This window comes from Bacillus sp. JJ1503 (assembly GCF_036965125.1).
Lineage (GTDB): Bacteria > Bacillota > Bacilli > Bacillales > Cytobacillaceae > Cytobacillus.
The window spans coordinates 1-6,373 of record NZ_JBALOZ010000270.1 but is presented as its reverse complement, the minus strand read 5'-3'; the positions used below and the strand labels follow the sequence as shown (position 1 = coordinate 6,373).

Genomic DNA, 6,373 nt, shown 5'->3' with positions numbered 1-6,373 from the left:
TATAAATGAGAAAAAGATTAGTGCTTTGATTAAATATCTAATTAATAGCAGCAAGTTATCATTCCCCATTTTTATTACGAAGGTTGGACTACATTTTAAACCTAAAAAGGAATAGAACAATGTTCCATTCCTTTTTCACATTTAATAAGCCTTTTCGATTTCAATTTTTGTATAAATATCTATTGCCTCTTGTGAACTTATTCCAAACTTTTCACTTGCCATTTTTCCTGCCAACTGATCGTGGACTTCTGGAATATAATTTGCACCATAATTTGTTTCTCTATCAAAAACAGATTTCATGTATTCATAGATTTCCATATCAGATGGTCCACTAGAAGAAGAAACGGTTTCAGTTGGCATCTTTTCTTCCTTTTCAAAATCGTATTCACGCACCAAATGTAAAACGGTTGTTGGTCCATTCTTTATTTCTAAATCAAAGAAGATTTTGAATCCATTTTTATAATAAGCAAGAATGTATCCGTCAGAGTCCAATTCATCTTCAACTGGCTCTACTGATTCAGCAAACACTTTGTTAATTTCTTCTGCTGTCATGCCGACAGTAGCACCGAACACAGAGAGAGTAAGTGTAGCAAAATAGTAGCCCACCACGGTTTCATCCAGTTCATCGATAAAATATCCTTCCTTGTCGAAAACCACCAATCTTGCACCCGAATAGTAATCATCATAGGTAGGTTCGTCATAATGTTCCTTTAGCTCGCTTAATTTTGCACCAAGTGGAAAAGGAGCATTGATTTGGGTTGAAGCGAACACCTCTTCTTCTGGATCTATTTCTAATTCTTTTTCCTCTACATGGATTGAAGGTGATAAATCTATTTCTTCAGAATTACATCCCAACAACATAACGCAAGACAAAAGCAACAGTGCAATGTAATACAAAAGTTTAATAATATCATCTCCTTACACAAAAATAATCCTTATACCACTTAACTATCTATTAGTACAATAGGTTCAATAAAGGTAAGCGTTAATCCTTCTTGGATTAACGCCACCTTTAGTTTAATAAGGATAATGAAATAGAATTCTCAAAACAGCCCATAGAAGTAACCCTGCAATAATAACTAGAACTCGAATTACCCAATTCTTCACTCTATAAATCCTCCTGATAATTGATAAGATATTTTTAATATCCTCCCACCCTTGTAACAATTACTTGTCTACCTGATATTACTCCTTTAAGGGCTTTGGAAAAGACCTTTTTTATATCTTCTCATCGTCAACCAACCTGCCCATTTAGCTAAATAAGAAAAAGGCTGCCTCAGCAACCCGAAACTTCTTGAAGTAATGCACCAGTTAATTTAAGTACATCTCTTCACAATCTACCATTAGTGACTTACTAATCGTTTTAATAATAGTACTTTAGTGACCAACTTTATTAAATAAAAAAACCTTAATTATTATTTCATAATAATTTAATTGCTTCAAAGTGCATAAATGATGGCTCGGGTAATGTATTACCATCCGTGGTAGCTTGGCCAAAAATAAATACTCTGTCACCCTTAGATAAATTAGTGACGGAAGAAACACTCACCAGATTAGTGACTTGCACATCTACTCCAAAAAAGTCGTTATCAGCAGCGGCTGTATCTTCTTCGTTGATAGCGATTAACATCCTGCAACTATAATTTGTAGCATCAGGACCAGGAACAAAACTCATACTTGCTATAATCAAATATATTCCATCTTGTTTTGGAATAAAAGTGTTGGGGAAATTGGGGTCATTATCATACTCTTCGTTTAAATCGTATATTACATTCGGATAAGCAATTAAAGTAAAATCTGCTGGACCCACACTTTGTTCTGTATTAATATTTACAGCTCTAAAAGCTGACGGTTGTTTTCGAACTCCCATTATTTCTTCTCCTTTCGGATAATTATTCTAAACATTACATTCTATTATCCGAATAAGCCTTTTGTATAGACATTTACAGGTGGATTAGAAAAAATCAACTCTTCTGCAACTAACCTGCCAGTTCCTTTAAGTACATTCTTTCACAATATCTTCCTAATTTTAGCATAATACCATAACTGTGTTGTTACACAATCTGGCCCTTTGCATGAAGAAAGACGCTTTCCTTATTTCAGAAAAGCGCCCGATTGTGGAAGATCGTTATTAAAGTAAAGCTACCCTTTAGGTCAACAAGCATTATTTCTTTTTAGAAGATTTATGCCCAATAATAATAACAACAGCAACAATTACTGCGAACCATATATACCAATCCATTTGATTTCCTCCTTAATTGACGAAAATCAATATGATGATTTGTTAAATAGCAGCGACATTTCGGAAAACAGCCATATACTAAGAGTTATGCTCTTTAACCAGAATATTCCTTATCCCATTAACCTGCCAGTTAGTAGAAAAAGTTCAACAAAAACAAAGCGTTAACCCTTCTTGGATAAACGTGACGATGGTCTAAAAAGAATATATGAGAGAAAAATAACAAATATCAAATGTATATTATTTACAATCCGCTTGTTCCATAATCTTCTGTAGGGTTTCCAAATCAATTTTTATGATAGGTCCTTCAGGAGATATGATCACAGCTTCCTTCAAATAGAATCTCCCTGCCATAATAAAGTCCTCTCTTTTCTTGAAATATAACTTCAAGTCAGGTTCGTGACTTGGAAACTCACTTTGCTCAAGGTACTTTGATTTTTGAAACGAGTCAACTATTTCCTTAATCAAATTTTGATTATCAATTTCATAGGAAGATGGATGACATAGCACCGTGATTGAGGTTGTATATTTCAAATCTTTAATAGAATTCCACCTTTCATAAGGGGGTATTTCTTCCGCTTCTGTTTTATCAATTAAACTATGACGACCTACCAAGTACCTTGTCTCATTAATTTCAGTTTGTTTTGAATATGGAGAGGATATTTTATTTTGTTGTTCAGAAGTGTGTAACAAAATCATCCCTGTAGCAAGCAAAAATAGCACGATGAAAGTCATTTTCCTCACACTATCGCTCCTTTTTAATTCGCTTTTGTAAAAATGTAACAACTCCTTTATTTTAGATTCCACCAAATATAGTTAAACTAAATAATTTTAAAGAATGGCTAACCCTTGCGATCCAAGATAAGGAATGTTAGTCCAAGCAGCAACTTGCAGTCTAACCAAACTTCCATCATCTTGAATTGTAAATACGGAGACTGTGCCCTGATTTCCGTTAAGAGTATAAAAATGCCGCCCATCTTTACTCACTCCAACATCCATGGGCAGTCCTGGAGCTGTACCTGGCGGTGTGCTGGTAATATGCCTTATCACTGACAGGGCTCCATTGCGACCGATTCGGTAAGTGGAGATGGTGCCGCTTAAAGTATTGGTAACATATGCAAAGTGCTCATTCCTCGTTGTTACAACCCAGCATGCGGTTTTATATCCATTTGGTACAGAGCCACTGATCACATGAAGGGTCCCGGTATTATTCATTGAATAGGATGACAGGGCATTTGAACCTGCTTCAGTAACTAAGAGGATTCCAGAGGATAGAAAATAAGCACCCAATGGTCCTTGACCATAAGAATCATTCACGATTGGTTCTGTAACCGTACCATGTGGATTTACATGGAATACACTAAGATGGTTTGAAGTAAGCTCGGATACAAGGATTTTACTACCATCACGAGTGAAGAGAACCTGAGCGGGCTGAGCATTGAATGTACTGAGAGAATGGGTGGATCCGGGAATAGGAGTAAGGCGTCCGTTATCATGGATGTGAAAACCAGTGATATTGGAAGAAAAATTGTTTTCTGCATTACCTACATTGGAGACATATACAAGATTACCAAACACATCAACACTATTGGGCTGAGCACCTCCTGATGGCTTTACATCCACGAGGACAGGTGTTCCACTATCGGTTATGATGAAACTGCTGATACTATGGCTTCCTGCGTTAACGGCAAGTAGGAAAAGTCCATCATGGGACAGAGTTAGAGCGCCTTGTGAAGTAAGGGGATCAACGCCATCGTTTGCTGTTGCAGTGGAGACTTCTTTTGTTCCAGTACCTCTGCCATAAGTTGGGTAAGATCCACCAAAAGTGAGCATTCCATTCATGTCCCTATAAAAGGCAATGATTTGATTCATTACATCATTATTAGTCATAATGTATACAACACTCACATTCTTACGATAATACTCGTTCATTACTTGCATTTTATGTCTCCACTCCTTTCATAAATTTATATGGTTCCATCGCCATTTCAATTCCCGAAATAGATGTAAATGGTTTTAAAAAGAGAAGTTGATTATCCGTTAACCAGAAATGTTAAGTCAACTAAAAAAGATCACCACAGCGATCAATCATCATATTTAACAACAGGCCATTTCTCCTTACGCAGAGAATCGATCAATTCTGAACCAACATTTAAGTTGCTCTTAATTAATTCTTAGGCGTCAGTGCCATCCATTGATTGAGCGATACGTCATCAAGTGGTTGCTTTTGAACATCTCTAAAATCCATAATGTTTCGGTACCGGTGTTTTGAATATAGTGTCCAGTAGCAAAGGGTACATATCCGACATCACCGGCTCTATAATCAAATGTACGAGCTGCACCGTTTCCAGTAAATATAGTCATTCGCCCTTGTCCGGTAAGGTAATACTGCCATTCGTCATTATCTGGATGCCAATGAAGTTCTCTCATTGCACCCGGTTCAATCTCAACGAGTGCTGCTGCGACAGTTTTTGAAATTGGAAAGTTAGAAGAGTCGACAATTCGTACACTACCACCTGGTGTTTTTAGGGGTGTTTGTTTCAACAGCTCGTGCTTGACAGTTAAAGGAATTTCTCCGTAGGGTGACTGAACTTCTTGATTTTCCAGTGGACCTTGCACCTTCCCCTGTGTTGGAAATTAATAAATTTTATACAAAAAAACGTCATTTTAATCGTAATAATGACGTTTTTAATCTTCTTATCAATTTTTCATTTCAATTTCAATTCTCTTTGCTAAGTCAGATGATACTTTACTGAAATACTCCATAACCTTCTTTCTAATATCATCAGATATGACTTTCAAATCACTAGCTAAATTTTCGACAAGGTGTTCTTTTTCTATTTGAGTTAACCTCGTATAGAATTCACCAGCCTGCCCAAAATCGTCTTGCTTTGTTATAGAAGTTCTTTCAAGTTTGCCTTCAACATATCTTCCATCACCACTTGTAATTTGATTAGCTGGTATCCAATTTTGCTGTTGGTTAACCGGTAATTTACGAAATTCAGCTCCAATTCTTCTTCTTTGAGAATCACTATAAATATTGGCACGGCCCTGAAGTATTTTATCATCAGATAATTCTGCGCCGTCTAGTAAATTAGAAGGGGAGAAGGCGACTTTTTCTACTTGTTCCATATAATTATCAGGATTTTTAGTTAATACCAATTTGCCTACTGGCATTAGAGGATACTCTTTTTCATCCCATACTTTTGTATCGTCTAAAGGATCATAAGAAAGATTTGCTTTATCCTTTGGGTCCATGAGCTGGACATATAAGCCATATTCAACCGGTTTACCAGCCGCAATCGCATCGTATAAATCTTTACCAGCGTAATCAGGATTTTCAGCGGCTAGTCTATTTGCTTCTTCGCGACCAATGTATTGTACACCTTCAAATGGGTACCAATTGTATTTAACGTACTTTCTAATACCTTGAGCATTTATCCATACATATGTATTTACACTATGTCCTGGAATGTGGCGAAAACTTTTTACCGTACCAGCATCCGAGTATAACCGTATAACAAAGTGAATCGATTCAGGCGCTCTTGCTACAAAGCTCCAAAACCTATCAGGATCAATTAAATTATTTTTTGGTGTAGGTAAGAGTGCTTTAATAAATTCCGGAAATCGTATCGCATCACGAACAGAAAAGACAGGAATGTGATTACACAAAAGGTCAAAAACGCCTTCTTCTGTATAAAATTTTGTAGAAAAACCACGCACATTTCTAGATGTATCAGGTGTTCCTTTCGTACTGACAGCTAACGAAAAGCGAACCATAACAGGAACTTTCTGATTAGAATTTTGTAAAAAGCTCAGTTTTGTATGTTCGGACATCGAATATATCGTTTGAAAATAACCAAATGCACCAGATCCTTTTACATGAACAGGTCTTTCTAAAATCTTTTCATGAATAAATTCTTGTAAGGTTTCGTGTAATACACTATCTTGTTCCAGTACAGGTCCCCTAGAGCCGATCGTCTGGGAATGAAGTTTAGCTTGATCATTGGAGAGGTCTCGATTCTCATTATGGCTTTCCTCTAATAAAGTTTGCCTCTGTTTATGGTGTTTTTCATTCATTATTAAAGCCTCCAAAATTTAATTAACTTCAATCGTTACTAAATATGATTATTG

General features: G+C 36.3%; 5 protein-coding genes and 1 pseudogene. All 6 read right to left on the bottom strand.

The annotated features are described in order from the left end of the window. Positions 1–141: 141 nt before the first annotated feature. The 6 genes and pseudogenes from V7149_RS19685 to V7149_RS19660 all read right to left on the bottom strand — a co-directional run bounded on the left by V7149_RS19685 (position 142) and on the right by V7149_RS19660 (position 6,319). Positions 142–855, bottom strand: coding sequence for a hypothetical protein (locus tag V7149_RS19685; RefSeq protein ID WP_335347291.1), 714 nt, complete (start codon positions 853–855; stop codon positions 142–144). Between the two features lie 565 nt (positions 856–1,420). After that, positions 1,421–1,870 carry a hypothetical protein gene (locus tag V7149_RS19680; protein WP_335347290.1) on the bottom strand — a complete coding sequence of 150 codons (450 nt, stop codon included), beginning with the start codon at positions 1,868–1,870 and terminating at the stop codon, positions 1,421–1,423. 609 nt (positions 1,871–2,479) lie between these two features. Then, positions 2,480–2,962, bottom strand: a complete 483-nt coding sequence (locus V7149_RS19675) for a hypothetical protein (protein ID WP_335347289.1) — start codon at positions 2,960–2,962, stop codon at positions 2,480–2,482. 108 nt (positions 2,963–3,070) lie between these two features. Continuing rightward, entirely contained in the window at positions 3,071–4,180 is a 1,110-nt protein-coding gene (locus V7149_RS19670; RefSeq protein ID WP_335347288.1) for a lactonase family protein, read from the bottom strand. Positions 4,181–4,323: 143 nt separating this feature from the next. Next, a pseudogene (locus V7149_RS19665) lies at positions 4,324–4,867 on the bottom strand (cupin domain-containing protein); the annotation flags it as partial. 72 nt (positions 4,868–4,939) lie between these two features. Next, complete coding sequence (locus V7149_RS19660) at positions 4,940–6,319, bottom strand: catalase (protein ID WP_335347287.1); 1,380 nt, start codon at positions 6,317–6,319, stop codon at positions 4,940–4,942. Between the last annotated feature and the right edge of the window lie 54 nt (positions 6,320–6,373).